The following is a 26671-nucleotide window of genomic DNA, read 5'->3' as shown; positions in this document are numbered from 1 at the left end:
GTTTTTGGATGTAAGATAATTAGATTTCAAGAAATAGACAACGAAAGAGGATGAGAATGAAAAAGAAAATAGGATTGTTAATGCTGGCAGCATTGGGAGTATTTGGAATAGCTGGTTGTGGAAATAATGAATCAGTACGTGGGGAAGAAAGCGACGAAATAAATATCGTGACGACTTTTTATCCAGTTTATGAATTTACAAAGCAAGTAGCTGGGGAAGCAGCGGATGTTAGTTTATTGATTCCAGCCGGAACAGAAGCGCATGATTATGAGCCTTCAGCAAAAGATATGGCGAAAATCACCGAAGCCGATGTTTTTGTATATCACAATGAAAACATGGAGACATGGGTACCAAGTGCTAAAAAAACTTGGTCGAAAAATGGGCCTGAGGTCATAGAGGGAACTAAGGAGATGCTTTTACTTCCAGGAGGAGAGGATGATCATGACCATCATGGAGATGAGGATCATCATCATGAACTGGATCCTCACACATGGGTTTCACCATACCGTGCGATTCAAGAAGTAACAGCAATTAAAAATCAATTAATAAAATTGTATCCTGATAATAAAGAGCAATTCGAAGCAAACAGTAATGAATATATTGAAAAATTAACTGCTTTAGATAAAGAGTATACAGAAGCTTTTCAGAATGCTAAACAGAAAAATTTTGTCACGCAACATACGGCATTTAGTTATTTAGCTTTGGATTATGGCCTAAATCAAATTGGTATTTCAGGTATCAATCCGGATCAAGAGCCAACTTCATCACGAATTGCTGAGCTGAAACATTACGTAGAAGATAATGGCATTCAATATATTTATTTTGAAAATAATAATACTGGCAAAACCGCACAAACGCTCGCTAGTGAAACGAAAGTCGAACTAGAAGTACTGAATCCTTTAGAAAGCTTGACTCAAAAAGAAATGGATAGCGGGAAAGACTATTTGTCAGTAATGAAGGAAAATCTTTCTGCATTGAAAAAAACAACTGATACTGCTGGAAAAGACATCCAGGCTGAAGAGGAAACACATACCGATGAAACAATCTATAATGGTTATTTCAAGGACTCGCAAGTGAAGGATCGCAAGCTTTCAGATTATGCGGGAGAATGGCAATCGGTTTATCCTCTGTTACAAAATGGTACGCTGGATCAAGTTTTTGATTATAAGGCAAAGCTCCAGAAAGATAAAACAGCCCAAGAGTACAAAGAGTATTATGATATAGGCTACAAAACTGACGTCGATGAAATTAAGATCAAAGACGATCAAATTGAATTTATTGTTGATGGAAAATCACACAAATTTACTTATGAATATTCTGGTTATGAAGTACTGACTTACAAAAAAGGCAATCGAGGTGTTCGTTTTACGTTTGTAACGAATGATCCCGATGCGGATGAATACAAATATGTCCAGTTTAGCGATCATGGCATCGCACCGGCTAAATCTTCTCATTTCCACATTTATTTTGGTGGAGAAAGCCAAGAAAAATTATTAGATGAAGTCGATAATTGGCCAACCTATTATCCTTTAGACGACTCTGGACATGAAATTGCGCAAGAGATGTTAGCGCATTAAAATAAAAAATCTATTCCTAGCGCTTTTTTAGGAATAGATTTTTTATCTTTTGCAGTAATGATAGGGAGGTAAGACAAATCAAAAAAAGTATTTATTCAATCGTATTATTCGTCGCTATTATTTTGGCGGGCCTCTTAATTCAGTTTTATAGTGGCTTTTTTTATTCAGAACCAGTGCTTCGAGTGGAAAGTGTAGAAAAAAATGAAGCATTAAATACCCAAACAGTAGTAGGAACGTTAGTAAATAAAGAGAGTATCAAAATTGAAACACCTTTTTTTGAAAATGAAAGTGTTGCCCCACTTTATAAGCCAGGAAACCAACTAATTGTACAGAAATCAGAAGGATATTGGCGTATTATTTCATTAAAAAGAGATGGCTATATTTTTATTTTAGTCGGAATTTTTATCTGGACGATTATTCTTATTAGTGGGAAAAAAGGTCTTTTTTCATTGGTTGGATTAATAATCAATAGCGGTTTAGTGCTCCTTATTTTATGGATCAATGGCAATTACCCTCGGTTTTCTTTAGTTCTCTTAATGAGTGTCTATACTTGTTTAGCCGTTTTGATCGCCATGGTTACTACCTATGGTTTTAGACAAATCGATGCTCGAAAAATACTAGCTACTTTAATCAGTGTTTTTTGCGCTTTCTTTATTTGTCTGTTAACCATGAACCTTCTAAAAGATCGAGGATTACGATATGAAGAACTACAATTTATTACCCGGCCTTATCGTTCGGTATTTCTGGCTGGATTATTGATCGGAGCGATTGGAGCAAGCATGGATATTGTGGTTACATTGCTAGCTGCTTTAGATGAGATCCGACAAAAAGATCCGAAAGTTTTCTTAGAAGAATTAGTGATCTCTGGAGGAAAAATAGCTCAAGATACAGTACCTTCGATAATCAATGTTCTGATGTTCGCGTATCTTAGCGGAAGTATTCCAACGATTATTTTTTTTATTGCAAATGCTTGGAAATTCGCGAGTGTCTTAGATATGTATCTATCGCTAGAATTTTTACGAATATTGTGCGGTGGTTTCGCGATTGTTTTAGCGGTACCAGCCGCGTTACTTTTATTTGTTTTGGGAGAAAGATCGAAAGGAGCGAATAGAATTTGACAGTACTGCTAGCGCTCACCTTTTTACTTTTGCTGATGACAATGATCGTATTTAAAAAAAGTTCACTCTATATGATTACTGGAACATTTATGAATTTAGGCTTGTTTATCCTTTTGCTTTGTCTAATTAGTCGAGGGTATTCTGTTTATGGAACCGTGTGTTTCATTTTTTTAGGAATTACGATCGTGACATTATTTTATATCAATGACATCAATCAAAAAACACTCGCTGCATTTATTTGTGTGGTCGGCTTTCTCTGCTTCTTTTCAGCCGTTACAATTCCGTTGATTCAAGTACTCAAAACACACGGATTTCCTGTTGAAGAATTGGATGAATTACAAATGATGGATTTTACTGTTTCAGTTCCATTCTCAAAGTTGAATTTCGCCATTATTTTAATGAGTTTCTCGGGAGCGGTCATTGATAGCAGCATAGCTGTCAGCAGTTCAACATATGAAATTTATCAACGTACAAAACCTTTGGTATGGAAAGAATTTTTAAATTCTAGTTTAACTGTTGTTCAAGAAATTGTTAGTACGACAGTGAATACATTACTATTTGCTTTTTTAGGTTCGAGTTTGGGTTTGATTATCTGGATGCAAGACTTAGAATATACATTGATTGAATGGATCAATTCCCAAGCATTAGCCGGAGAACTATTGATCAGTGTGCTAACTTGTCTAGCGGCGATCATTATTTTGCCGATCACATCTTTAGTAGCGAGCTATATTTTTTTCCATCCAAAATTTTTTTCTAAACGCTCTTCGATGTAGATAAAAAAGCTTGGACAAAAGTATTTTAACTTCTGACCAAGCTTTTTTTTATGCTCTTATTGTAGAGACTTAAGGGGGTCTGTCTAAATGAACTGTTGGATAAAGGCTTTAATCACGGGCAAGAAATAGATAAATGCAGCAGCCGCTAAAACCAAAAGCAGATGATTCCGCTGTTTTTTTCGTTTTAGCATACTTGTGGTGGAATTTATAAAATACATTACACTTTTTGCCCCAGCGGTGAGTGTTGATAATAAGACAGTAGGAGAATAGGCATTGTGGTTGCTGGTTAGATTTAATAGACTAAGTCCATGGGTAGGATATTTAATGATTGCTTGATAACTTGCAATTAAAACAAATAGTCCCATAAGATAACTCAAGCCTTTATTGATTCTTTTTTTTAATTTTCTATTCACTAGTAGAACTCCTTTAAAAAACGTTATAAAAATTTTTAACAGAGTTCATTATACAATAAAGAATTAAAAACATACATAACAATTTATATTTAAAATCGTTGTCTAAATACTTTGATAAGTAGTGTAGATCAGGGTTTAAGTAATTTTTTCAAATCAATTTGCAGCACTTCATCCATAATAAAAGGCGTTTTTGTGCGATAATTGGTTGCACCACTTTCAAATAAGGCATATAAATGATGACCCTCTACCCAAATTTGTTCTAAGTAGGGCGGAGTTGAAATAATTTTAATGGCCTCTTTAAGGTTTGAAAAGTCTTTGGTTAAGTGAATATCAAAAATAAAGAGTTTTCCTGCTTGCGGGCCCCAAGACTGAGAGAAAATAACATATTGTTGATAGACGGCTAACCCTTGGATTTTTTGCAAAAGCGTTAAATTTTTGTAAGGTGACTCGACAAAATTTTTAGTGGTTGTTTGCCTTAAATTACCCTTTGTATCTATCGGGTAGCAGGCGAACTGTCCCTTATCTTTTAGTGAAAATAAACCGACATAAAGATAGCCTTTATCATATGACAGAAATGAAGCACGAGGCAGATCTTTTAAAACGATTTTTTGTTGATATCCGATCGGTGCTAATTTCGTTTTATGTTGTATCAAATCTACCAATGGTATCGCAGCAATCGCTGCATAGTTACGATGCGTATTGCTGATCCATAGTTTACGATGGATTGGGTCGTACGCTAAACCGCCCGCATGAGGAAAATCCGGTAAAATCACTGTCTTGATTTTTATTCCGCTGAAGCGGTCTAGAACATAAATGACCGAGTGATGCATGTGCTCGTGGCAATAAGCTGAAATCAATAGATATTCTTCAGTAAAAGTCAATCCTTGGGGAGTCATCGCAGTGCAAAAGTCTAATTGCTGATTTTTATCTAAGGACAGAACTTTTGAGAGTCCCGGTATAGTGTAGGGTGATCTTTCTGCTGCTTCAAACAATTTCGGAAAATGCTTGGCAGTATTATTTGATTTTCTATGAAATATTTTTAGGCTAGTAAAAAACCAATTTTTTTTGAACTTTAGTTTCTTGGTCATAGGGAGCACCTCCAAGTATTTATAGTTTAACAAGTTCGATTTGTTTCGGGTAGCAAACAAGCTTAAAAATATTTTTTTTGAAAAAGAATTGACAAAACTTATTATAAAGCGTAATATTCTAAAAAAATAAGTGTCGAACAAAAGAAGAGTAACATAAAAAAAGACTTTTCAGAGAGCTGATGGGACTGCGAATCAGTAAGTATTTTTATGCGAATGGGCTTTTGGACAGAAGTTTTGAATCAAAAAGTAGGAACTTCCGGGAACTCCCGTTATAGAGTAAGGTCGTTGATGGACGGCTGATAGAGAGATACCTTATTTAGGTATCCATCATTGAGGTGGCACCGTGGATTTTCCGCCCTCAAGTCGATTCGTTTCGGCTTGGGGGCTTTTTTGTATTTAAAAGCATTATAAAAAATCTTAAATAAGAGAAGTAACTAGGATCGTAAAAATGACAGAAAGCTTCGTTTGATGAGAAGAAGTATTTTATCCCTAGCGAATGGACTTATTCGAGCATTCTTGAATCATAGTAGGGAATGACGGGAACTCCCGTTATAGAGTCAAATCGTTGATAGACGATGAGAGTATTATTGAGTTGTTCAATAATAAAGATGAGGTGGTACCGTGCTAATTGCGCCCTCAGACCAATATTTTTTGGTTTGAGGGCTTTTTTTATTTTCTGACGAAAAGTTCAGATGACAAAATTTAGAAATAGTAATAATTAATGAAGGAGTAATTCAATGCGAATAATCAAAAAAATACCTCAAAATAAGTTGTCAGTTAGTGATATCTATTATCGCGTAAAAGAAAGTGGGACGTGTCTTTTGGAACGTAAGTCGTCTGATCGAGCGTATACACTAATCGCGATTGATCCGGTCAAGCATCTTTATTTCAAGGACGGAATGTTTCATGTCGATGATAAAAAATTTCCAACTAAAGACCCGTTAAAAGAACTTGAGAAACAAGTTTTGATCAATGAGCGTGACGAGGATGAAGAGCTTCCTTTCATTGGGGGAGCAATTGGGGATGTCGGTTATGATGTAGCTGCTTGTTATGAAGATATCGGTGATATTCCTTATGATGAATTGGAATTACCAGACTTAGAATTTTATTTATACAACTTATTTATTATTTTAGAAAACCAATCGATCACTTTAGTAGCAACAGATAGTTATAGTGATCAAACAGCGTCGGATTTACGAATAAAAATAAAGGAGCTTGAACAAAAATTAGAAAAGAAGCAAGTGATCCCAGACATCGAATTAGGTCAATTAACATTTTCAAGTAACTTTTCTCAAATTGATTTTGAGCAAATCGTTCGAAAGGCAAAAGAAAAAATTATTGCAGGTGATTTATTTCAAGTTGTTCCTTCGCAACGTTTAACAGCCGATTTTACAATGGACTCTTTTAGTTATTATCGAAAATTAAAGGAAAGTAATCCTTCTTCGTATTTATATCATTTAGTATTTCCAACAGCGACGATAATCGGAAGCTCACCAGAAAGTCTAGTGACCGTTGAAGGTCGCAAAGTTACTACGAATCCGATTGCTGGAACGAGGAAACGTGGACAAGATCTTTTAGAAGATGAAACATTAGCTGCTGAACTACAAAATGATCCTAAAGAGGTAGCGGAACATCGGATGTTAGTTGATTTAGGAAGAAATGATCTAGGAAAAGTAGCCGTTAGAGGCTCGATAACGATTCCAACCTATTTAACGATTGAACGGTACCGTTATGTGATGCATCTTGTCTCGGTTGTTACAGGAACTTTGCAACCGGGATTGCGTTCAATCGATGCATTGAAGGCCAAGCTGCCTGCGGGAACAGTCAGTGGTGCACCAAAAATCCGTGCGATGACCCGAATTTATCAATGGGAGCCGGTAAAACGCTCAATTTATGCGGGTGCGGTCGGCTTTTTAAGTCAAGATGACACGGCTGATTTTGCAATCGCGATTCGGACAATGGTTGTCAAAAATAAAAAGGCCTATGTCCAAGCAGGTGCTGGGATCGTCTATGATTCAAATCCAACGAGTGAATATTTTGAAACATTACAAAAAGCAAAAACATTGATGGAGGTGGGGAAATGATTTTATTAGTCGATAATTATGATTCTTTTACCTACAATTTAGTGCAATTACTGCCGGGAGAAATCCAAATTTTACGCAACGATGATCCGACACTCTTCGCAGTCGCAGCTCAAGCTGCAGCCATTATTTTATCTCCAGGACCGGGCAGACCAGCAGAAGCCGGTCTGATGGAATTACTGATCAAAAAATTTTATCGTAAAAAACCGATTTTAGGTATTTGCTTAGGTCACCAAGCGATTGGAGAAGTGTTTGGCGGAAGAGTCATCAGTGCCCCAGCGATTATGCATGGAAAACAGTCGACATTAGCAGGTGGAGACGGTCGCTTAGTCATGCGCTACCATTCGTTAATCGTCGATGATCAAACATTACCTAAAGATTTACAAGTCACAGCCAGAGTAAACGAGTGTATTATGGCTTTCCGTCATAAACGTTACCCAGTCTTTGGTCTACAATTCCATCCTGAATCGATCGGTACAGAAAATGGAAAACAATATATCCAAAATTTTTTACAGGAAGCAGGGATTTAAATGCAAGAAATATTTGAAAAACTATACCGTGGAAATCATTTAAAAATGGAGGAAATGGAGAAAGTAGGCAGTGCTATTTTTAATCATCAGCTAACGGATAGCCAAATCAGTGCCTTACTAATTGGCTTGAAAGTGAAGGGGGTAAGTGCAGATGAACTTACTGGTCTAGCCCATGCGATGCAGGGACGCGGAACAGTAATGCAAAAAGCCCCTGTCGGAGTCATGGATAATTGTGGGACTGGTGGCGATCATTCTCAAAGTTTTAATATTAGTACGACTGCTGCCTTTGTCTTAGCAGGCGGCGGTGTACCGATGGCTAAACATGGAAATCGTAGTATTTCTAGTAAAGCGGGAAGTGCAGATGTTTTAGAAGCTTTAGGGATCTCCCTAAATTTAACACCTGAAAAAATTGCCTACTTGATTAAAGAAACAGGAATAGCCTTTCTCTTTGCTCCGACATTGCATCCGGCCATGAAAGAAGTGATGCATATCCGAAAAGAATTAGCGACACCAACGATTTTTAATTTATTAGGGCCGATCATAAATCCTTACCCGCTAGAGTATCAACTAATGGGGACGTATGCCGGTGACACACTGATCGAATCGGTCAAAACTTTAGGTAAATTAGGTAGAAAACGAGCGATTGTCGTGCATGGTCACGGCGGAATGGATGAAGCTAATTTAGCAGGCCGGACACAATGTGCTTTGTATGAAGCTGGAGCGGTACAAGAGTTTTCTTTTGAACCAGAAGAAGTGGGTTTTAAAAAGGTTCCGCTTCAAGGCATCATTGGTGGTTCAGCAGAAAAAAATAAAGAAATTTTATTATCGGTCCTAAAGGGAACTCCTTCGGCTTATTATGAAACTGTTTTGGTAAATGCGGGATTAGGCTTTTATGCCAGTGGTAGAGTCAACTCTTTAGTTGAAGGGATCGCTGAAGCAGAAGAATCGATTCTTTCCGGAGCAGCTTATGATTGCCTACAACAACTAATCAAAAAACAACAGGAGGTTGCTTAATGGATTTTTTAACTAAAATATTAGCAGAAAAAAAATACGAAATCGAATCACTTGATCCAGTAGAGAAAACGATTATAAAAGTCCGTCCTTCCTTTTATGACCAGGTTAAAAGTGATTCATCAATGGTTCATATCATTGGGGAAATCAAACGGGCATCTCCCTCAAAAGGAGCAATCAACGAATACGTAGATATTTTAGCTCAAGCTAGGCAATATGAACAAGCGGGGGTCAGTGCTATTTCAGTTTTGACTGATCCGGTCTTTTTTAAAGGTCACATTAATGATCTGGCAGCTGTTGCTACAGCGGTTGATCTACCTATTTTATGTAAAGACTTTATTATTGATGAACGACAAATCCTTAGAGCGAAACAAGCGGGAGCGAGCATCATATTATTGATTGTTGCAGCACTGTCGCAAGAGCGTTTAAAAGAGTTATATCGATTTGCGACAGAACAAGGTTTAGAAGTGCTAGTCGAGGTCCACGATATTGCTGAATTACAATGTGCGCAATTACTAGGTGCAAAAATAATTGGAGTAAATAATCGTAACTTAAAGACTTTTCAAGTTTCCATCGAAACGAGTGTCGAATTAAAGCAGGCAATCGGTGAAACGATTTTTATAAGTGAATCAGGATTTAAAAATCGTCAAGATATTGAAAAAATCTTACCTTATTATCAAGGAGTATTAATCGGCGAGACGCTGATGACGACAGATGATCCAATGAAAAAAATAAAGGAATTGAAGGGATTGCAATGACCAAAATAAAAATTTGTGGTTTAACGAATCGAGCGAGTATCGAAGCAGCAGTCATTGCAGGTGCTGAATATTTAGGTTTTGTTTTTGCGGAGAGTACTAGAAAAATTTCACCTGAAAAAGTCCGTTTATTAACAACAGACTTACCCAAGGAGATAAAAAAGGTAGGTGTCTTTGTTTCTCCTAATTCAGCAACAGTCGAAAGCAGGATTGCGGTTGCTGGATTGGATCTTGTTCAAATTCATGGAGAAAATCGATTAGATCGTTGTTCTCGTCCAATCATTAAAGCGATCAATGTAGCGAAAGATCAATCATTTAATACTAACAAGTACCCCTATTTACTGCTGGACGCCCATCCCGAAAGATATATGGGCGGAACAGGGAAAACCTTTGACTGGGATTTAGTCGACGTCCAATCATTGCCAAAAGAAAAATTATGGATCGCTGGTGGTTTGAATGAAACCAATGTAGCAAGCGCGATCCATCGTTTCGATCCGCAAGTAGTCGATGTCTCTAGCGGAGTCGAAACAGACGGTGAGAAGGATTTAAGTAAAATTTTTGCTTTTTGTCGAGCGGTCAATCAAGCAGATAAAGAAAATTATTAGGAGGAAATAAAAATGTATCATGAACCCAATCAAGCAGGATTTTATGGTGAATATGGCGGGAAATTTATCCCAGAAACATTAATGTATGCCATCCAAGAATTAGAAACGACTTACGAAGCATCAAAGACAGATAAAGCATTCCAAAAAGAACTTGCTTATTATTTAAAACAATATGTGGGGCGAGAAAATCCGTTATACTACGCTGAACGATTGACTAAAGAATTAGGGGGTGCAAAAATTTATTTAAAAAGGGAAGACTTGAATCACACGGGTGCGCATAAAATCAATAATGCTTTAGGTCAAGTACTGTTGGCTAAAAAAATGGGCAAACGAAAAGTTGTAGCTGAAACAGGTGCGGGACAACATGGCGTGGCGACAGCAACAGCTGCTGCACTTTTTGGAATGGAATGCACTATTTTTATGGGAGAAATCGATGTTAAACGTCAAGCCTTGAATGTTTTTAGAATGGAATTGCTAGGCGCAAGAGTTGAAAGCGTAACTTCAGGCAGTAAAACTTTAAAGGATGCTGTCAATGAGGCGCTGCGTTATTGGGTAGCAACCGTCGAAGATACGCATTACGTGATGGGATCAGTTTTAGGACCACATCCTTTTCCAGAAATTGTTCGTGATTATCAAAGTGTGATCGGGATCGAGACCCGTAAACAAATTTTATCCGCAGAACGGCGTTTGCCGGATCTCGTGATTGCTTGTGTTGGCGGAGGCAGTAATGCGATGGGGATATTTTATCCATTTATTGAGGATGAAACAGTTCGTTTAATGGGGGTTGAAGCAGCTGGACTTGGATTGGAGACTAATGAACATGCGGCTTCGATCAATAAGGGCAGCGTAGGGATATTGCATGGTGCAAAAATGCATTTATTACAAGACAACGACGGACAAGTTCAAGAAGCTTTTTCGATTTCAGCTGGCTTGGATTATCCCGGTATTGGTCCAGAACATTCATTTTTACATGAAATTGGTCGAGCAGAGTATGCGGCGATCACAGATCAAGAAGCACTAGAAGCCTTTCATTATCTTTCACGTTTAGAAGGGATCATTCCGGCTTTAGAAAGTTCACATGCTCTAGCTCAAGTGATGAAAGTTGCTCCAACAATGGAAAAAGATCAAATCATCGTGATGAATCTATCTGGTCGAGGAGATAAAGACGTCCAGCAAGTCAAAGAATTGGAGGCGGAAAAATGAAAGCATTGACGAGAATTCTAAAAGACAAAGCAGTGAACGAAAAATTATTTGTGCCATATATCATGGCTGGAGCTCAAGGGCTAGCCCAATTACCACAAGAAATCGAAATGTTGATTGAAGCCGGTGCTTCAGCGATTGAACTCGGCGTTCCTTTTTCTGATCCAGTAGCAGATGGACCAATGATTCAAGCAGCGGGAATCCGAGCTTTTGAACATCAAGTAACCTTGAAAAAAATTATTGCGGTATTAACAGAAAATAACTTTTCTGTTCCGTTAATACTGATGGGCTACAGTAATTCTTTTTTTCATTATGGAATTAAAAACTTAGTAACTGATCTACAAAAAACGGATGTGAAAGGTTTGATCATCCCGGATCTACCCTATGAGCATCGAGCACTGATTTTAGAAGATTTAGCGGACATCGCACTACTGCCGTTAATCTCATTGACTAGTTCTAGTGAACGAATTCAGACATTGGTTTCAGAAGCTGAAGGTTTCGTTTATGCTGTTACTGTCAATGGAATAACCGGGACAGATCAAAATTATCGGACGGATTTAACAAAACATTTGGCAAACGTCAAAGCGTTCAGTGATATTCCTGTACTTGCAGGTTTTGGTATTTCGACGAAAGAACATGTTGAAAATTTTGAACAAGTTTGCGATGGTGTAGTGATCGGCTCGAAAATCGTCCAATCGCTTTATGAAGATGGCATTGCAGAAACCAAAAAACTGTTAGCAAAAATCATTTGATAGTCAGTTTAAATAAAAAAGATTGATTTTTTTGTTTAAAAAAACCTGTTTTAGGCTTTCGTTTGGTATTTATTTTTTTTAGCGTTATACTTGAGCTACCATGAAAAGGGAGAGTGTTTCAAGTATGACAAAACGAGTAAAAGGATCTTGTACTACGGTACTAGTCGGAAAGAAAGCATCGATCGATGGCTCAACTATTATTTCAAGGAACGATGATGGGCATGAAGCTTTAGACCCACAACGCTTCGTGGTAGTTCAACCAGAAGAGCAACCAAAAAATTATCAAGCGGTTATCAGCGGAGTAAAAATCGAATTGCCAGATAACCCATTACGCTATACGTCAATGCCAAACTCTATTTTGACCAATGGTATTTGGCCAGCAGCAGGAATTAATAGTGAAAATGTTGCAATGTCAGCAACAGAAACGATCACAACAAATCCTAGAATCCAAGGAATCGATCCATATGTAGATGGAGGTATTGGAGAAGAGGACATCGTAACCTTAGTCTTACCTTACATTCATAGTGCACGTGAAGGGGTGGAACGTTTAGGCGCGTTACTAAAAGAATTTGGTACCTACGAACCAAATGGAATTGCTTTTTCTGATAAAGAAGAAGTTTGGTGGTTAGAAACAATCGGCGGTCATCATTGGGCAGCAGTTCGTATTCCAGATGACGCGTATGTCGTTGCACCAAATCGCATGAATATCGATACGTTTGATTTTGATTCTGCAGATACATTGTGCTCAGCTGATTTAAAAGATCTAATCGAAGAAAATCATTTAAATCCTGATTTTGAAGGGTATAATCTACGCCATATCTTCGGCAGTGCATCAATTAAGGATACTGTCTACAATAATCCACGTGCATGGTACGGTCAAAAATACTTTACACCAGATGCAGAACATGACATGATGGACCAAGATTTACCATTCATTTGTCATGCAAATCGAAAAATATCAATCGAAGATATGAAATTTGTTTTGAGTTCACATTTTGAAAATACTAAATTTGATCCTTATGGTGACGGTACTGAAACTGAAAAAACATTGATCCGTCCAATCGGTATCAATCGTAATCATAATGTTCATATTCTACAAATTCGTAATGGTGTTGCAGATGAGATCGCTGGGGTACATTGGTTAGCCTATGGTGCGAACACCTTTAATACAGTCGTTCCGTTTTATGCTAATGTGAATGACACACCTGCTTGCTATAAAGATGCGACAGGAACTTTCGATTTGAATAATATGTACTGGTTAAGTTGTGCAACTGCTTTGCTAGGAGATACGGATTACAACTTCTATGTTGACTTCCGCAATACGTTTGAATTAGAAGCGATGTCTGCTTATCACCGCATTCAAAATGAAACAGATAAAGCAGTGGCAGATCAAAAAGATGTTCAAAAATTCTTAGAAGCAGCGAATGAAAAACTAGCGACTGAATCGTTAACTCGCCAAACAAAATTATTTGGCGATATGGTGATTTCTGGTTCTGAGCATATGAAATTACGGTACAATTTGAACGACTAAATTTTTCATTTAAACATAATAGAAGTAGAAAGGCAGAAACGCTGATGTTTCTGTCTTTTTTTGTTGAGTCGTCTTGAAGAACGATAACTAAAAAAACTGTTATACTACAAATATAAAAATAAGCTAGCCAGATATTCGAGAGGATGAGTACGAATGAAAAAAGCAGTATTGATCGTCAACCCAAGCTCCGGAAATGAAGAAGCACTAGAATATGAAAGCCAAGCTGAACGTAAATTAAGTCTTTTTTTTGATGAGGTAGAAGTCAAACGAACAGAGAAAGCTAACGATGCGACCAAATTTGCAAAACAAGCGGCTGAAGAAAAAGTCGACAGCGTTTTTGCTATGGGAGGAGATGGAACAGTCAATGAAGCCATCAGCGGATTAGCTGAACAAGAGTATCGCCCCAAATTTGGATTTTTTCCATTAGGAACAGTCAATGATTTAGGACGTTCACTAAATATTTCGATGCATCCACAAAAAGCTATTTCGGATTTTGATGTAGAGCGAACAATCGATTTGGATATCGGTAAAATCAATGATGATTATTTTATGAATATCATTGCCGTAGGTGGAATACCTGAGGCAATCAGTGATGTCGAGGTGGAAGAGAAGACTAAATTTGGCAAATTGGCTTACTTTATCTCTGGCGTTAAACAGGTGCTGAATAATAAAACGTATCACTTTGAATTGAAAATTGATGGAGAAGAAAGTGAGATTGAGAGTAGTGCGGTAGTCATTGTGTTGACTCGAACGGTGGGTGGATTCCAAAACATTGTTCCAGACGCAAAAGCAAATGATGGTAAGTTGTATTTACTTTATCTGAAAGATCAAACAATCACCGACACCTTAAAAAGTGTTCCTGATATTGTTAAAGGAGTCGATCAATCGACGGAAAATATTGGTTATAAACCATTTACCAAAGGACGTTTAACCATCAAAGAAGACGCCGAATTACATCCAAGTGTTGATGGCGATGAGGGGCCAGAGTTACCGCTGGACATTGAGGTGCTGCCCCGACATTTAGAAGTTTATTTCGGTTCTGAACCCCTGTAGACCACCATTTAAGGTGGTCTTTTTTTATGTAGTAATAAAAAAGTAGTAAAACGAATTTTTTATTTTTTTCTATGTGAAAAACTATCATAGTTCAACTAATAGTCATTAAATTAATTAAAAAAACAAAAATTTAATTTCCCAAAATCACCTATTTTTGATACTTTCTCTAGGGTGAATTTTCTCGTATACATTCATAAAAATGCAGTTTAAGCTGAAAATTTGGCAATTCTTTTTATTAAGCTTATAGTTAGATAGTAAGGGCTTTATTATCGTTTTTTTATTCACAATAGTAGGGGAGGAATCAATATGGATATAGTGACGTTGGCTCGTTTTCAATTTGCGATGACGACCGTATTTCACTTTTTCTTCGTACCATTCTCAATCGGGATGGGATTAGTTGTTGCCATTATGGAAACTTTATATGTTAAAACGAAGAATGAGAAATATCGTCAATTGGCGAAGTTTTGGGGAAATATCTTTTTACTAAGCTTTGCGGTAGGGGTCGTGACCGGGATCATTCAAGAATTTCAATTTGGAATGAACTGGTCTGATTATTCTCGTTTTGTCGGGGATATTTTTGGTGCGCCTTTAGCAGTAGAAGCACTGTTAGCATTTTTTATGGAGTCGACTTTCTTAGGACTCTGGATTTTTACGTGGGATCGGGTCAAACCACTCACCCATGTCATTTTTATGTGGTTAGTGACTATCGCTTCAATCTTATCAGCTTTCTGGATTTTGACTGCAAATAGTTTTATGCAGCATCCGGTTGGCTATGCCCTTCGTAATGGTCGAGCAGAAATGACCGATTTTAGTGCATTATTGACCAATCATCAAGTTTGGTATGAATTTTCTCACGTAATTGCAGCAGCGATTACGATGGGCGGGATGATTGCTGCTGGTTTAGCAGCGTTCCAATTAATTAAAAGAAAAGATCCATTGATGCGGGCGTTCTTTAAAAAATCAATGCGAGTCGGATTAGTGATCACTTTGTTAGGTTCATTAGCAGTACTGACCGCCGGTGATTTGCAGATGAAAGCCTTGATTGAAGAGCAGCCAATGAAATTTGCGGCAATGGAAGGAACATATGAAGATACCGGTGATCCGGCTGCATGGACATTGATTGCTTGGGCAAATGAAAAAGAACATTCACAAGTATTCGGAATCAAAGTACCATATGTCTTGAGTATTTTATCTTACGGAAAACCCTCTGGATCGATCAAGGGGATGAACACGGTCAATCAAGAATTGATCGAAGAACACGGGTTTAAAAATTATTATCCGCCGGTAAATACGCTATTTTGGAGTTTCCGGATCATGGCTGGTTTTGGTATGTTGATGCTTTTTGTGGCTGTAGCAGGATTATTTTTAACAAGAAAGAAAAATCCGATTTTATACGAAAAAAAATGGATGTTGTGGATCCTGGGATTATGTACGTTTGCACCATTTTTAGCTAATACTGCGGGTTGGTTAGTCACGGAATTAGGCCGTTATCCATGGACTGTTTATGGATTGTTTACCATTAAAGACAGCGTATCGCCAAATGTATCAGCGACCTCTTTATTGATTTCCAATATCGTTTACTTTTTACTATTTTCGGGCTTAGCGATCACAATGATTTATTTAGTGAAGCGTGAATTGAATAAGGGACCTGAAATAGAAGGTACGATTGATCCTGATCAAGATTCTTCAATTGATCCTTTTGATAAGGGGGCGTTTACGAATGAGTAGTTTACAATTTTTTTGGTTTTTATTGATTGGTATTTTATTTGCAGGTTTCTTCTTTTTAGAAGGTTTTGACTTCGGTGTTGGGATGTCAGTGCAAACACTTGCTCATGATGAACATGAAAAAGATCAAGTTGTTGAGACGATTGGGCCGGTATGGGACGGAAATGAAGTTTGGCTGATCACTGCCGGAGGCGCTATGTTCGCGTCATTTCCTTACTGGTACGCCTCATTATTTAGCGGCTACTATCTAATATTATTTGCGATTTTATTTGGCTTGATCATTCGAGGTGTTTCTTTTGAATTTAGAAGTCACATGCCCAAAAAATATAAGAATATTTGGAATTGGACATTGACGATTGGCAGTTTTATTGTGCCATTTTTCTTTGGTATTTTATTTATCAGTATGATTCAAGGAATGCCGATGGATGCTAACCATAATATGATGGCTACATTTACTGATTATATCAACTTGTTCTCTGTTGTTGGTGGTGTGGCTTTGACCTTATTATGTTATTTACACGGTTTGAATTATATTTCGTTACGAACAGAAGGCCCAATACGGGCTCGTGCGAAAAATTATGCGCAAGTTTTATATGGTGTTTTGTATGTAGGCTTGATTGCCTTTGCAGTTTTGATGTATTTCAAAACAGACTTTTTTCCAAAATCATTTTACGGTGACTCTTGCTTTGTTAGTCGTCATTGTATTATTGACGGTCATCGCCAATATCTCTGTCTTTAGAGAGAAAGAATTATTGGCATTTCTAGCTAGCGGCTTTACTATGCTTGCTCTAGTTGCATTATTGTTCAGCGGACTATTCCCACGCGTTTTGATTAGTTCAATTCCAGGAAATGATTTATTGATTCAACATGCTTCATCTAGTCCGTATACGTTACGAATTATGTCTTATATTTCGTTGACGATTTTACCATTCGTGCTCGCTTACACAGCATGGACATATTACATTTTCCGTAAACGGATCAAACATCCGCATGCGGTGGGGGTTCAACAATGATCGATAAGAAGTTATTACAACTTCCTGGTATCAAAAAAATTCTTGGATTGCTTGCAGGATCATCGATCTTGCAAGCAATCTTTATCATTGGCCAAGCTTATGGATTAGCACGGTCAATCACGAATTTATGGAGTGGGGAAGTCATACGTAACCAATTTATTTGGCTAGGTCTTTTTTTTGTTTCTTATGTATTGCGTCATTTGATGACCTATTTAAGAGAACAAGTTTTAGAATATTATGCTTATGAACAAGCACGCGGGTTAAGGAGTCAATTATTGACGAAAATTTTTCGTTTAGGCCCTCAAGTTGTCCAAAAACAAGGCACTGGAAGTGTTGTAACAACAGCATTAGATGGTATCAATCAAGTTGAAGAATATCTTCATTTGATATTGCCTAAAATGCTAAATATGATGATCATTCCTTGGATTTTATTAGTAATGATATTTCTCTTAGACTGGCAGTCTGGAATTGTCTTATTAGTTGTTTTCCCGTTGATCATTATCTTTATGATTATTCTGGGTTATGCTGCTCAAAGTAAGGCGGATAAACAATACAAAGTTTTTCAATTGTTATCCAATCATTTTATTGACTCATTGAGAGGAATCGATACATTAAAATTTTTCGGTATCAGCAAACAATATAGTCGTAGTATTTTTTCGACTAGCGAACGTTTCCGTGAAGCAACTATGAGTACATTAAAAGTGGCAATATTATCGACATTTGCTTTAGACTTTTTTACGACACTATCAGTAGCAGTCGTAGCGGTCTTATTAGGTTTACGTTTGATCAACGAAGAAATTTTTCTTTTTCCAGCGCTAACAGTATTAATTTTGGCGCCAGAGTATTTTTTACCGATCAGAGACTTTTCCAGCGATTATCACGCAACACTTGATGGAAAAAATGCTATGGATGATGTAAACAAAATTTTAGATATACCCGAGAACCAAGATGAAAAGCTGTCACTGCCTAGATGGGACAAAGACAGTCGATTGGCCGTAGCATTGCAATATAACTACAAGGATAAGTTAGGGGCTGAAGTAGACTTTTCAGTTAAGGGCTATCAAAAAATTGGAATCATCGGGATGAGTGGATCAGGAAAATCGACACTGATTAACTTACTGAGCGGCTTTTTACGACCGAATAAAAGTCAAATTACTTTTGACGATATTGAGATAAAGGCTTTTGACCAACCGAATTGGCAAGAACAATTAATATATATTCCACAAAATCCTTATGTTTTCCAACGCTCTATGCGAGAAAATATTGCCTTTTATCATCCGAATGCTACTGACGAAGAAATTTTACAAGCGATTGAGGTTACTGGATTAACTGAATTACTCGCAGAACTTCCAGACGGGTTAGATACCAAACTCGGTGAGGGAGAACGCCCATTGAGTGGTGGGCAAGCCCAGCGGATTGCATTAGCCCGTGCCTTTTTAAACCAAGAACGAAAAATATTATTATTTGATGAACCGACAGCGCATTTAGACATCGAAACCGAAGTAGAGATAAAAGAGCGGATGCTGCCATTAATGGAAACGCATTTAGTCTTTTTTGCAACACATCGACTTCATTGGTTAGTTGAAATGGATTATATTCTTGTGATGGATGAAGGCAAGTTAGTCGAAAAAGGAACGATCGAAGAATTAAAACAAAAAAATGGCGCTTTTGTTAAATTGACTCAGGCCTTGCGAGGTGAAAAAGCATGAATCGAATCGGTTTATTTCAAGTTTTAAAAACAGATGAATGGGTAAAACCGTTCTTCAAACAATATAAAAAATCTTTGATTCTTGCTTTGATCCTAGGTTTTATTACGTTCTTCTGCGCAGGAGCATTGATGTTCAACTCCGGCTATTTGATCAGCCGAGCAGCTTCCTTGCCAGAGAATATTTTATTGATCTATATTCCAATTGTTTTAACGCGTGCTTTTGGGATCGGTCGACCTGTATTTCGTTACATTGAACGCTTAGTAAGTCATAACTGGGTGTTAAAGATGACCTCGAATTTAAGAGTGAAGCTCTATGATTCATTGGAACAAGATGCGATTTTCTTCAAGCAAAACCATCGAACAGGAGATATCTTAGGACTACTATCTGAAGATATCAATCACATCCAAAATTTGTATTTAAGAACGATATTTCCAACAATTATTGCCTGGATATTGTATGCCTTCCTGATTATTGGATTAGGGTACTTTTCTCCGTTTTTTGCACTAGCAATGTTGTTGCTATTAGGCATCGTGGTATTTTTACTGCCGTTATGGTCAGTGATCATTAATGGTGCTCGTCAGGAACAGCAAAAACAAATGAAAAATAATTTATATAGTGATTTGACGGATAATGTTCTAGGTGTCTCCGATTGGATTTTTAGTCAAAGAGGACAGGATTACGTGAATCATCATGAAACTTCTGAAGCAGAACTATGGGAAGTAACTCGGAAGATTCAGAAATTTCAGCGAAAACGTAATTTTATTTTACAACTGATGTTCGGGATTATTACATTAGCTTTATTGTTATGGACAAGCAAAACCTTCCCTGGAAATCATGGAGGAGCTGCTAATTGGATCGCCGCGTTTGTTTTATCGGTTTTTCCACTAATCGATGCTTTTGCGCCATTACCAGCTGCAGCACAAGAAACCAATATTTATAAGGATTCAATTGAAAATTTAAATGCTTTACCCGAAATCAATCAAATAATTACTGAGATTCCAAAGATCAATCAACCGATAACTTTAGTAGTGGAGGATGTTCATTATCGCTATCCGAATAGTCCCAAAGAAGTTTTAGCAGGAATTGATTTGCAATTAGTTCCGGGAGCTAAAATAGCGATTTTAGGCCGGAGTGGTTCAGGTAAAAGTACTTTAGCCAATTTAATTCGTGGTGATTTGAAGGCGACTAAAGGAAAAATTGCTTTAAATAATATTGAGACAGATCAGTTTGGTGATGCGATTAGTCAGTATCTAGGTGTTATTCATCAGACACCTTATTTATTCCATACAACGATTGCGAATAATATCCGGATTGGCCGAGAATCAGCAACAGATACTGAGTTATGGTCGGTTCTTGAACGAGTCGGATTAAGAAAATTGGTTGAGAACTTGCCCAACAAGCTAGAAACAATGGTTGATGAAGCGGGATTACGTTTTTCTGGCGGTGAAAGACAGCGATTGGCACTTGCCCGAATTTTATTACAAGAAGTACCGATCATCTTACTGGATGAACCTACTGTTGGATTAGATCCTGTAACTGAGCAGCAGTTAATCAATACTTTTTTTAATGAATTGAAGGATAAAACAATTATTTGGATCACACATCATCTACAAGGAATAGAAGCCATGGATCAAGTTATTTTCATTGAGGATGGGGAACTGACTATGCAAGGAACACCAACGGAATTGAATAATAGTAATAAGCATTATCAAAAAGTAAAACAAATCGATAATGGAATCGTGTAATAACAGAGCGTTCTAGGAAACTAGAGCGCTTTTTTTGTCTTTGAAATAACGGACTAAAAATATTGCATATAAAATATTTATAAACAATATTTATCGCCCTTAAAGGACAGATAAAAGTCCTAATCATTTCTTTTATGACTAGGACTTTTATGATCTATTTTCTATTTTTCACGACGTCTTTAAGTGTCCCGATACAATAGCCTTCTTGGTTTTTAAAGAAAATACTCTTTGAGCGAACAATTGTTTGTGAAGTATAAATTCCTTGATGTCCTGAGACATAATAACTGATAAAAGCTGCCAGAACAAAATAAGGTAGCGCATTTGAACCAAAAAGGTCAATACCTAACATGATTGTCGTAAGTGGAGCATTTGCTGCACAGCCAAATACGGAGATCATCCCTAATGCTGCTAAAAAGGCCGGTGAAATTCCAAATAAATTTCCAAAGCTACTACCTAGTGAAGCACCGATCGTGAAAAGGGGCGTTACTTCACCACCTTGTAAACCAGAACCTAAACTAAGTGCGGTGACGATCAATTTCTCAATTGGTTCATAGAAAGTCGTTTTTCCCGCAAATGAATCATCTAGTAAAGGTAAACTTAAACCTACGAATAACTGATTATGTAATAGCCAGATAACCAATACGGCGATTGAAGCTGATAAAAAAGCGCGCACTAAATAGTTTTTGAATATTTGACTATAAAGATGTTTCAACGTATGAGTAAGTAAAGCAAATAAATGTCCAAAAAGACCAAAAAAGATCGAAGCGAGTAACACGACTAAAATCAACTTAATATCTAAGTGAGGAATCGCTCCTATTAAATGTTGCTCATGAACAGTTCCCATTGCAAGCGAAACGTAATTAGCCAAATAGGAAGCGTAAAAGCAGGGGATAAGTGCAGCACGTTCTAAATTACCGACATATGCCATTTCCATTCCGAAAAAGGCTCCTGCTAATGGTGTGCCGAAAATAGAAGAAAAGCCTGCACTGATTCCTGCATGAATCAATGATTTTCGGTAATTCTTTGCTAAATGAAAAGCATCAGCGGCTTTGTTTGCAAAGACGCCGCCGATTTGAACAGCACTTCCTTCACGACCTACAGAAGCTCCGAATAAGTGAGAGAGTAAGGTAAAAATAAAAGTAAAGATTGCCATTCTACCAGGTACTTTTGTTACTTTTTCAGTACTTTCAATGATCAAATTATTTCCTTTTTGAGATCCATTACCAAATTTTTGATAGGTAAAGGCCGTTAGCATACTTATCAGGGGCAGAAAATACAATAAGTAATTATGTTGCTCCCGATAGTTTGTTACAAAATGAAGCCCAGCTAATAAATAATGTGAAACAATTCCTGTGATGATACTTGTTAATGTTATTAAACAATAAAAGATAATCAGAGCTTTTAAATCCCTTCTTCGACGATCTGCGTTGTCTATTTTATTTACTTTCATAACAATTAGAACCCTCCTAAAAAATAAAAAAAAAGCCAATGATCCCTACAACAAAAAAGATTGTAGAAGTCATCAGCTTGATTAGCGGTTTAAGAAAAATCTAAGGGAGACATTCATTCCCGTATTAAATTCTTAATAATTTTACATTAGGAAAGGCAAAAAGTAAATAAAAAGATTGTCTTATTTTGCTATATGATAGAAAAAAATGACAAAACATTTTATTTTACATTTCTCAAAAAAAATTATTTAATAACTAAATTTATATAACAATTGAATAAAGTAAAATTGTTAAAACTGAAAATTTTGCTCGACCACTTTTATCTCTGTAATAGAAAGTTATGAAAGTAAGGATTAAATGCTTGATATCAGTACTTAACAACTATGTTAATATAATAATATTTGTTATTTAAGAAATGATTTACAACATAACCTCCTGCATATACGGTATGGTTAAGACAGATAAAACAACAACAAACTAGGAGGAAAACAACATGAACACCCATATAAAATTTATTCTTATTGCTGCTTTGTTTTTTACTACTAGTGCCGTGTATGCTGCTACGAATCCATTTGATCAATCTAAACATTCAGATACAAGCGAACAGTTAGTAACTAGCGAAACAACAAATTCATCCATCGCAAATTCTAGTGAAGCGTCTACTGAATCGAATGTTAGCGATACTGAAGAAAAAGAAAATGCTTCTACATCAAGTACTGAGGCATCTGAAGAAGCAAACAACATAGAAGAATCTGTTGAGGAATCCCTAGATGAAGCAGATATTCCTGCTGATAATACAAATATTGCCGAACAAACTTTTGAAGAACCAACTCAAGAAGAAACCTATTATACTGAAGAAACAACATTAGTTGACGAACAGACCGCTTCAGAGACTACATCCGAAGAAACAACCCCAACTCAACAATCTATCCAAGCAAACCAGTTAAATATAAATGGGCAATTTATTTCTTATACGAACGCTGGACAAGGAAATGGACAAGCTATTATTGATGCAGATCATAATCAAGTAGCTACTTGGGGAGGAGCTTCTGTCCAATCCGGTGAAGACGGATCGAATACACATTTCATTGGTCATAATCCAGGGATATTCAATGTTCTATTTTCAGTCTCAACAGGGGCCACTATTGCCGTATCAGACGAAAACAATACTGTAACGAATTACACAGTGAATCAAATTGTTACAGTTAACGATTCAGCAACTGGAACGGATGGCGTGAATTATTGGGATCAAATCACTAGTACAAGCGGAGGATAACGAATTACCTTACAAACTTGTATCAACGACGATTACAACTTAATCATCTTTGCCAGTAAATAAAACCACGTCGTGTTAACGAAATGCTGACACGACGTGGTTTTTTATTGTATAAAAGGTTGTGAAAAATAAATTTCTTTGGCTGTTTTTAATTTGATATTTCCTAAGCTCTTCAAGTGATTTTGTGAGGCGCATTTTTGAATCGCTACAATGAAGTTCACTAAATTTTCTCGGTCAGAAGCCGAGAAAAAATTATTTACGATCAACACATTTTTCTTATCATATCCTTTGATTGGATTATTACTTAGTACGATATCATATTGATCAAATTGCTTGAAATCTTCTGGACCGGTAAATAAAACAGCCTCTTTATAAATCGAAACAACAATTCGATTAGGATAATTTGCCAGCAAAAATTCTTGAGTCATCTCTGCGTGACGTTGCCCTAGGTCACTTACAACGATAATAGAGACTTTACGTCTCAAATTTTCTAACTGTGTAGAAAGGTGCCGCCATTCTTTCATCAAGAGATAATAAACATTGGTTAATCGAATATCCGTCCATAACTCAGGGGCTTTTTTTTCAATATCCGCTAAATATATTTTTACTAAAGTTGAAAATATAGGATAGACGGTCTGGATTTCGCGTGCAAATTTCTGATGTTTGTCATACAACATATCTAGACGATAAGGGTAAAAATTATATTCGACATACCAGGTCATCATAGTTTGAATAATTTTTTGTCTATCTTCTTGGATGATAGGAAATTGTACTGTATCAGAAAGAGTGTCTAAAAAAGTCTCAATTTTCTCTTGAATTCGAATCATCTGTTGGGGATTGTCCCAATTATAAAATTCATGAAAGACTGTACGGCTTATTTCACGATACCATTTATTTGATAAGTTATAATCGGTATTACGTACTAAATTTTCAGCAAGGGGAGTGCTATAATTCAATACTTTATCGATGGTATCGTCTTCTTCATCATAAACTTCTTGAGGCAAATAAAAACCTTGATGCATTCGTTTTAAGGAGACGACAAATAGAAAAGCGGCTTCTTGAATTTCACGATCATCTAAAGCTACATCAAATTCAGTCGAAGCACGCATAATGAAACAAATAGTTTCTTCATGGCTAATAGTGAACGGCCACTTTTTCACCCCATACGCTTCAGAAAAATATTGTTGATAAAAGAAGCGAACCCACCGTTCATCAGGACCAGTTATTCTAAAAGGTGCTCTTTCTAAAGTTAATCCACGCCGTTTTAAAAAATCTTCCAAGGTATTGACCATTCGATAGAACGAAGCTTCGCTAATGAATAATTCGTTGATCCAATAATCCGCATCTTGATTTGCTTCTGAAAGCATTTTTTCGACAAATTGAAATTCTACTGACTCAGAATAAACCAAATTGTAGATATTGCTCAATTTATTGGAGGTAATATTATTTAAACGTACACCCTGAAATTTTGAATATTCAATATAAACATATCGACCCCAAAATTCATTAATAAAAGTGATATCTGATAACAATGTTTTCACAGAACACCCTATTTTTTGAGCAATTTCTTTAGTATCGTACCAAGAGGGCATCTGATCTAACAATTCGACAAATTGAAGCCGTCGATAGGTAGATGAGTTTATTAGTGTCTTCATTTGAAAACTCCTTAAAAAATAATCTTTATAGTAATAATTTTATCTAATTTTTGCTAATAAAGCGAATTATTAGCTACAGAAATAAAAAAGAACTTCGGTCTAAATATCTATTTTATTACTTATGACTGTGCTATGATAGAAAAAAATAAAGGAGTTACGACTAGTGATCAAATTTGATAAAATAACTGCACCTCAACTCGATAAAGGACTAAAACCTGTCCAGCTAACGGATGAAACAATTGATCTTCGCAAAGATAAGTTACTAAAAAAAATGGAACAAGAACAATTAGATGCTGTTGTGATCTACGCTGATTTGGAACATAGCGGAAATTTTGAATATTTAACCGGCTTTGTTCCACGCTTTGAAGAAGCACTATTAGTATTACATGCAAATGGAAAGGCTTTTTTAATTTTAGGGAACGAGAATCTTAATAAAGCAGCTTTAGCTAGAATTGAAGCCGAAGCCATCCATATGCCGCATCTTTCACTACCAAATCAGCCAATGGCTACCGTGCTGAGCGTCGAACAAATTCTTAATCAAGCTCAAATTGATCATGCTAAAACGATTGGATTGATCGGGTGGAAAAAATTTACTAGTCCAACTGATGATAATTCCGTTCTCTACGATCTTCCTTATTTCTTGGTCGAAGGCTTAATGGCAGCAGCTCCGATTGCCCAATTTAAAAATGCTACTGATTTAATGATTGGATTAAATGGTGCTCGAATTACAAATAATGAAAATGAAATCGCTCATTATGAATTTGGAGCTATGTTGGCTGGAAATGGGATTTTATCAGCTATGGATCAATTAGAACTTGGAAAAAGCGAAATGGAAGTAGGCGGCTATTTAAATGCTGCGGGACAGACTCCCAGTGTCGTAACAATTATGGCAACGGGTGAACGCTTTGAAAAAGCTAATCTATATCCTACCACCAAAAAGATTCAATTAGGTGATCGTATTTCGATGACTGTCGGTTATAAAGGCGGATTACAAAGCCGAGGCGGTTATGCTGTGAAAATGACCGATGAATTACCAGAAGAAGAAAGAGCTTATCTAGTTCGTGTAGCTAAACCTTATTTTAAAGCTGTCTCTACTTGGCTAGAAACCATTAAAATTGGTGTCACTGGTGGAGAAATTTACGACAAAATTGAAGCGATCCTACCAAAAGAAATGTATGGCTGGCATTTAAATCCAGGCCACTTATGCGCAGATGAAGAATGGTTAGCTTCACCTGTTTATCCAGAATCGGCTGAAGTTATTCAGAGTGGAATGCTTTTCCAAATAGATATTATTCCTTCTGTCCCTGGCTTTTCAGGAGCTAGTTGTGAAGGTGGAATTGTCTTAGCGGATCAAAATCTACGTCTGAGAATCCAAGCAGAATACCCTGAAATGTGGAATAGAATGCAATTAAGAAGAGATTATATGATTGAAACGCTTGGTATTCATTTGTCTGAAGAAATTTTACCAATGAGTAATGCGACAGCTTATTATCGCCCGTATTTTTTAAATAAAGAATCAGCATTGATCAATTGTTGATTAAACTATATTTTAAGACGAAAAGCAGCAACCCATGACTATTGGTGTTGTTGCTTTTTTATTCCGTCTATTGAGA

The 26671-nt window shown here is 36.7% G+C and carries 21 protein-coding genes, 1 pseudogene, 1 riboswitch and 2 other annotated features; of the genes and pseudogenes, 18 read left to right on the top strand and 4 right to left on the bottom strand.

Features of this window, described 5'->3' with window-relative positions:
• Window positions 1-56: 56 nt before the first annotated feature.
• The 3 genes from ACQKTA_RS12485 to ACQKTA_RS12475 all read left to right on the top strand — a co-directional run bounded on the left by ACQKTA_RS12485 (window position 57) and on the right by ACQKTA_RS12475 (window position 3468).
• Window positions 57-1577 (top strand): metal ABC transporter solute-binding protein, Zn/Mn family, encoded by a 1521-nt coding sequence (locus ACQKTA_RS12485; protein ID WP_427814622.1) that lies wholly within the window; start codon window positions 57-59, stop codon window positions 1575-1577.
• 182 nt (window positions 1578-1759) lie between these two features.
• Complete coding sequence (locus ACQKTA_RS12480) at window positions 1760-2695, top strand: YibE/F family protein (RefSeq protein WP_427814621.1); 936 nt, start codon at window positions 1760-1762, stop codon at window positions 2693-2695.
• Entirely contained in the window at window positions 2692-3468 is a 777-nt protein-coding gene (locus ACQKTA_RS12475; protein WP_427814619.1) for a YibE/F family protein, read from the top strand. The genes ACQKTA_RS12480 and ACQKTA_RS12475 overlap by 4 nt, the downstream gene beginning before the upstream one ends.
• Window positions 3469-3551: 83 nt before the next feature.
• On the opposite strand, the gene ACQKTA_RS12470 is transcribed toward ACQKTA_RS12475, so the two are convergent.
• Together ACQKTA_RS12470 and ACQKTA_RS12465 are read right to left on the bottom strand one after the other, a co-directional pair.
• The gene (locus ACQKTA_RS12470) at window positions 3552-3833 is read right to left on the bottom strand and encodes a hypothetical protein (RefSeq protein WP_332579824.1); all 282 of its coding nucleotides are present in this window, start codon (window positions 3831-3833) and stop codon (window positions 3552-3554) included.
• A gap of 176 nt (window positions 3834-4009) precedes the next feature.
• On the bottom strand, window positions 4010-4969 hold the full coding sequence (locus tag ACQKTA_RS12465; protein ID WP_427814618.1) for a YncE family protein: 960 nt from the start codon (window positions 4967-4969) through the stop codon (window positions 4010-4012).
• Between the two features lie 124 nt (window positions 4970-5093).
• Window positions 5094-5332: a binding site (T-box leader), on the top strand.
• 46 nt (window positions 5333-5378) lie between these two features.
• Window positions 5379-5610: a binding site (T-box leader), on the top strand.
• Between the two features lie 96 nt (window positions 5611-5706).
• Here ACQKTA_RS12465 and ACQKTA_RS12460 point away from each other — a divergent pair.
• The 13 genes and pseudogenes from ACQKTA_RS12460 (at window position 5707) to cydC (ending at window position 20679) form a co-directional block, all read left to right on the top strand.
• Complete coding sequence (locus ACQKTA_RS12460) at window positions 5707-7053, top strand: chorismate-binding protein (protein ID WP_427814617.1); 1347 nt, start codon at window positions 5707-5709, stop codon at window positions 7051-7053.
• On the top strand, window positions 7050-7580 hold the full coding sequence (locus ACQKTA_RS12455) for an anthranilate synthase component II (RefSeq protein WP_332579713.1): 531 nt from the start codon (window positions 7050-7052) through the stop codon (window positions 7578-7580). The genes ACQKTA_RS12460 and ACQKTA_RS12455 overlap by 4 nt, the downstream gene beginning before the upstream one ends.
• Window positions 7581-8594, top strand: a complete 1014-nt coding sequence (gene trpD, locus ACQKTA_RS12450; protein ID WP_427814616.1) for an anthranilate phosphoribosyltransferase — start codon at window positions 7581-7583, stop codon at window positions 8592-8594.
• Window positions 8594-9349 carry an indole-3-glycerol phosphate synthase TrpC gene (trpC, locus tag ACQKTA_RS12445; protein ID WP_427814615.1) on the top strand — a complete coding sequence of 252 codons (756 nt, stop codon included), beginning with the start codon at window positions 8594-8596 and terminating at the stop codon, window positions 9347-9349. Before trpD ends, trpC begins: the two co-directional genes overlap by 1 nt.
• Window positions 9346-9951, top strand: a complete 606-nt coding sequence (locus ACQKTA_RS12440; RefSeq protein WP_427814614.1) for a phosphoribosylanthranilate isomerase — start codon at window positions 9346-9348, stop codon at window positions 9949-9951. The genes trpC and ACQKTA_RS12440 overlap by 4 nt, the downstream gene beginning before the upstream one ends.
• Window positions 9952-9963: 12 nt before the next feature.
• Entirely contained in the window at window positions 9964-11154 is a 1191-nt protein-coding gene (gene trpB, locus ACQKTA_RS12435; protein WP_427814613.1) for a tryptophan synthase subunit beta, read from the top strand.
• Window positions 11151-11903 carry a tryptophan synthase subunit alpha gene (gene trpA / locus ACQKTA_RS12430; protein ID WP_332579718.1) on the top strand — a complete coding sequence of 251 codons (753 nt, stop codon included), beginning with the start codon at window positions 11151-11153 and terminating at the stop codon, window positions 11901-11903. Before trpB ends, trpA begins: the two co-directional genes overlap by 4 nt.
• 124 nt (window positions 11904-12027) lie before the next feature.
• Complete coding sequence (locus tag ACQKTA_RS12425; protein ID WP_427814612.1) at window positions 12028-13434, top strand: C69 family dipeptidase; 1407 nt, start codon at window positions 12028-12030, stop codon at window positions 13432-13434.
• Window positions 13435-13587: 153 nt separating this feature from the next.
• Window positions 13588-14487, top strand: a complete 900-nt coding sequence (locus ACQKTA_RS12420; protein WP_427814611.1) for a diacylglycerol/lipid kinase family protein — start codon at window positions 13588-13590, stop codon at window positions 14485-14487.
• Between the two features lie 306 nt (window positions 14488-14793).
• On the top strand, window positions 14794-16215 hold the full coding sequence (locus ACQKTA_RS12415; protein WP_427814610.1) for a cytochrome ubiquinol oxidase subunit I: 1422 nt from the start codon (window positions 14794-14796) through the stop codon (window positions 16213-16215).
• Window positions 16208-17225, top strand: a pseudogene (gene cydB, locus ACQKTA_RS12410) (cytochrome d ubiquinol oxidase subunit II). Before ACQKTA_RS12415 ends, cydB begins: the two are co-directional and overlap by 8 nt.
• Complete coding sequence (cydD, locus tag ACQKTA_RS12405) at window positions 17222-18934, top strand: thiol reductant ABC exporter subunit CydD (protein ID WP_427814608.1); 1713 nt, start codon at window positions 17222-17224, stop codon at window positions 18932-18934. The pseudogene cydB and the gene cydD overlap by 4 nt, the downstream one beginning before the upstream one ends.
• Window positions 18931-20679, top strand: a complete 1749-nt coding sequence (gene cydC, locus ACQKTA_RS12400; protein ID WP_427814607.1) for a thiol reductant ABC exporter subunit CydC — start codon at window positions 18931-18933, stop codon at window positions 20677-20679. Before cydD ends, cydC begins: the two co-directional genes overlap by 4 nt.
• A 154-nt stretch (window positions 20680-20833) precedes the next feature.
• Here cydC and ACQKTA_RS12395 read toward each other — a convergent pair whose 3' ends face one another.
• Entirely contained in the window at window positions 20834-22129 is a 1296-nt protein-coding gene (locus ACQKTA_RS12395) for a chloride channel protein (protein ID WP_427814606.1), read from the bottom strand.
• Window positions 22130-22185: 56 nt separating this feature from the next.
• Window positions 22186-22259, bottom strand: a riboswitch (Fluoride riboswitch).
• 361 nt (window positions 22260-22620) lie between these two features.
• On the opposite strand from ACQKTA_RS12395, the gene ACQKTA_RS12390 reads away from it, so the two are divergent.
• Window positions 22621-23403, top strand: coding sequence for a sortase (locus ACQKTA_RS12390; protein ID WP_427814605.1), 783 nt, complete (start codon window positions 22621-22623; stop codon window positions 23401-23403).
• 104 nt (window positions 23404-23507) lie between these two features.
• Here the strand turns inward: ACQKTA_RS12390 and ACQKTA_RS12385 are convergent, their stop codons facing one another.
• Window positions 23508-25058, bottom strand: a complete 1551-nt coding sequence (locus tag ACQKTA_RS12385) for a helix-turn-helix domain-containing protein (protein ID WP_427814604.1) — start codon at window positions 25056-25058, stop codon at window positions 23508-23510.
• A 163-nt stretch (window positions 25059-25221) separates the two neighbouring features.
• Between ACQKTA_RS12385 and ACQKTA_RS12380 the strand changes: the two genes are divergently transcribed.
• A complete protein-coding gene (locus ACQKTA_RS12380; protein ID WP_427814603.1) occupies window positions 25222-26595 on the top strand; it encodes a M24 family metallopeptidase in 1374 nt (457 codons plus the stop codon).
• Window positions 26596-26671 lie beyond the last annotated feature (76 nt).

The sequence above is a fragment of the Enterococcus sp. 22-H-5-01 genome, assembly GCF_050310005.1.
GTDB classification, from domain to species: Bacteria; Bacillota; Bacilli; order Lactobacillales; family Enterococcaceae; genus Enterococcus_A; species Enterococcus_A hailinensis.
Note: the sequence above shows the minus strand (reverse complement) of the source record. Positions and strands in the feature narration are given on the sequence as shown.